This is a genomic window from Povalibacter sp. (genome assembly GCF_036735925.1).
GTDB lineage: Bacteria > Pseudomonadota > Gammaproteobacteria > Steroidobacterales > Steroidobacteraceae > Steroidobacter.
Window position 1 is genome coordinate 1 of sequence record NZ_DAINNK010000152.1, and the last position, 3,263, is coordinate 3,263.

Annotated in this window: 2 protein-coding genes and 1 pseudogene; all 3 read right to left on the minus strand. The window is 63.0% G+C overall.

What is annotated here, in order from left to right:
* Positions 1-1,419 (minus strand): F0F1 ATP synthase subunit beta, encoded by a 1,419-nt coding sequence (gene atpD / locus V7D81_RS22980; protein ID WP_324320718.1) that lies wholly within the window; start codon positions 1,417-1,419, stop codon positions 1-3.
* Positions 1,420-1,568: 149 nt separating this feature from the next.
* Entirely contained in the window at positions 1,569-2,438 is an 870-nt protein-coding gene (atpG, locus tag V7D81_RS22985) for a F0F1 ATP synthase subunit gamma (RefSeq protein ID WP_324320720.1), read from the minus strand.
* Positions 2,439-2,540: 102 nt separating this feature from the next.
* Positions 2,541-3,263 (minus strand): annotated as a pseudogene (locus tag V7D81_RS22990) (F0F1 ATP synthase subunit alpha); the annotation flags it as partial.

Sequence of the window (3,263 nt, forward strand, 5' to 3'; positions counted from 1 at the left end):
TTACTGCAGCGTCTTCGCCTTCTCGACCGCTTCTTCGATCGTGCCGACCATGTAGAACGCCTGCTCCGGCAGCGCGTCGTATTCGCCGGCGAGGATGGCCTTGAAGCTGCGGATCGTTTCCTTCAGCGGGACCAGCTTGCCGGGGTTGCCGGTGAACACTTCGGCGACGTGGAACGGCTGCGACAGGAAGCGCTGGATCTTGCGGGCGCGGGACACGGTCAGCTTGTCCTCTTCCGACAGTTCGTCCATGCCCAGGATCGCGATGATGTCCTGCAGTTCCTTGTAACGCTGCAGCACGGCCTGCACGCCGCGAGCGACGTTGTAGTGTTCCTCGCCGATGACCAGCGGATCGAGCTGACGGCTGGTGGAATCGAGCGGGTTCACGGCCGGGAAGATACCCAGCGCGGCGATCTGACGATCGAGCACGACGGTCGCGTCGAGGTGGGCGAAGGTCGTGGCCGGCGACGGGTCGGTCAAGTCGTCGGCCGGAACGTACACGGCCTGGATCGAGGTGATCGAACCGGTCTTGGTCGAGGTGATGCGCTCCTGCAGCACGCCCATTTCTTCAGCCAGCGTCGGCTGGTAACCCACGGCCGACGGCATACGGCCGAGCAGCGCGGACACTTCGGTGCCGGCCAGCGTGTAGCGGTAGATGTTGTCGATGAACAGCAGCACGTCGCGGCCCTTGCCCTGCTCGTTCTTTTCGTCGCGGAAGTATTCGGCCATGGTGAGGCCCGTGAGCGCGACGCGCAGGCGGTTGCCCGGCGGCTCGTTCATCTGGCCGTACACCATCGCCACCTTCGATTCCGGCAGGTTCTGCAGGTTGATGACGCCGGCTTCCGACATCTCGTGATAGAAGTCGTTGCCTTCGCGGGTACGTTCACCGACGCCGGCGAACACGGACAGACCCGAGTGCGCCTTCGCGATGTTGTTGATCAGTTCGAGCATCGTGACGGTCTTGCCCACGCCGGCGCCGCCGAACAGGCCGATCTTGCCGCCCTTGGCGAACGGCACGAGCAGATCGATGACCTTGATGCCGGTTTCGAGCAGATCCTGGCCGCCGGCCTGTTCGTCATACGACGGCGCGGCGCGGTGAATCGGCCAGTAGGTGTCGGCCTTGACCGGACCGCGTTCATCCTGCGGATCGCCGAGCACGTCCATGATGCGACCGAGCGTCGCCTTGCCGACCGGCACGGAAATCGGCGCGCCCGTGGCCTTGACCTTGAGGCCGCGCTGCAAGCCTTCCGATACGCCCATGGCGATCGTGCGCACGACGCCGTCGCCGAGCTGCTGCTGCACTTCGAGCGTGAGATTGCCCTCTTCGAGCTTCAGCGCTTCATACACTTTCGGGATGTGCTCGCGTGGGAACTCCACGTCGATGACAGCACCGATGATCTGCACAATCTTGCCGGTAGACATTTGCTCGTTCCTCGCAGGGAAGCTGGGAAGCTGCTAGCCGTGAGCCAGAGCGCTTCCGCGCCAATCACTGCACTTATCAATTGCCCGATAACGATTCCAGAATTCTTCATCTGGCCAGCAGCTCATTGCCCGCTGCTCGCCGCTCGATCTCACACCGCCGCCGCGCCGCCCACGATTTCGCTGATTTCCTTCGTGATCGCGGCCTGACGGGCCTTGTTGTAGATCAACTGAAGTTCTTCGATCAGCTTGCCGGCGTTGTCGGTCGCGCTCTGCATGGCGACCATGCGCGCAGCCATTTCGCAGGCGACGTTTTCGACGGCGCCCTGGTAGACCTGCGACTCGATGTAGCGCATCAGCACGCCGTCCAGCAGTTCGGCCGCCGACGGCTCGTAGATGTAATCCCACAGCTTCTGCAGCTTGCTCTCGTCCGACTCGTCCGCAGCCACCGGCAGCAGCTGACGCACCGTCGGCTTCTGGGTCATGGTGTTGACGAGCACGTTGTTCACGACGTACAGGCGATCGAGCTTGCCGTCGCGATACAGATCGAGCATGACTTTCACGGTGCCGATCAGATCGGCGACATGCGGGCGATCGCCGAGATGCGTCACGGTTGCCAGCGTCTTCACGTTGCTCAGGCGCTTGAAGAAGTTCACGCCCTTCGCACCGATGAGACACGTCGACACCTCGGCGCCCTGCTTCTGCCAGTCGCGAATGGCCGCCAGCGTCGTCTTGAACAGGTTGACGTTGAGGCCGCCGCACAGGCCGCGATCCGTACTGATGATGATGAAGCCAACCGCCTTCGCCGGCCGTTCCACCATGAACGGATGCTTGTAATCCGGATTGGCGTGGCGCAGGTGGCCGATCACGCGACGGATCTTTTCCGAATACGGACGCGTCGCACTCATGCGCTCCTGCGCACGACGCATCTTGCTCGCCGCGACCATCTTCATGGCCTTGGTGATCTTCTGCGTGCTCTTGAAGCTCGCGATCTTGATGCGGATTTCTTTGATGCTGGGCATGTGCGTCGCTTCGCTCAGCGTTGAGCCGCGAGCTGGTAGCTACGAGCCAGAAGGAAGAAGGCTTCTCTGACTCGCTGCTCGCAGCTCACCGCTCGTCGCTCTTCAATACGTTCCCGTCGCCACGAACTCTTCGCAGAGCTTCTTCAGGCCCGCCTCGACATCCTTCGTCAGTTCCGGCTTCGCATCGATGCCGTCGATCAACTGCTTGTAGTTGGTCTTGGCGAAAGCCTGCAGGGCCGCTTCGAAGGCGCCGACCTTCTTCAGCTCGACCTTGTCGAGGAAGCCGTTGTTCACGGCGTAGAGCGACAGGGCCATTTCCGCGACCGACATCGGCGAGTACTGCTTCTGCTTCATCAGCTCGGTGGTGCGCTGGCCGCGCTCGAGCTGGCTGCGGGTCGCCTGGTCGAGGTCGGAGGCGAACTGTGAGAAGGCCGCGAGTTCGCGGTACTGCGCGAGCGCCAGACGGATACCGCCGCCGAGCTTCTTGATGATGCCCGTCTGCGCCGAACCGCCGACGCGCGACACCGAGATGCCGGCGTTCATGGCGGGACGGATTCCGGCGTTGAACAGATCGCCTTCGAGGAAGATCTGACCGTCGGTGATCGAGATCACGTTGGTCGGCACGAAGGCCGTCACGTCACCGGCCTGGGTTTCGATGATCGGCAGGCCCGTGAGCGAGCCGGTCTTGCCCTTCACGCGGCCGTTGGTCTTCTTCTCCACGTACTCTTCGTTGACGCGAGCCGAACGCTCGAGCAGGCGCGAGTGCAGGTAGAAGACGTCGCCCGGATAGGCTTCGCGGCCCGGCGGACGGCGCAGCAGCAGCGA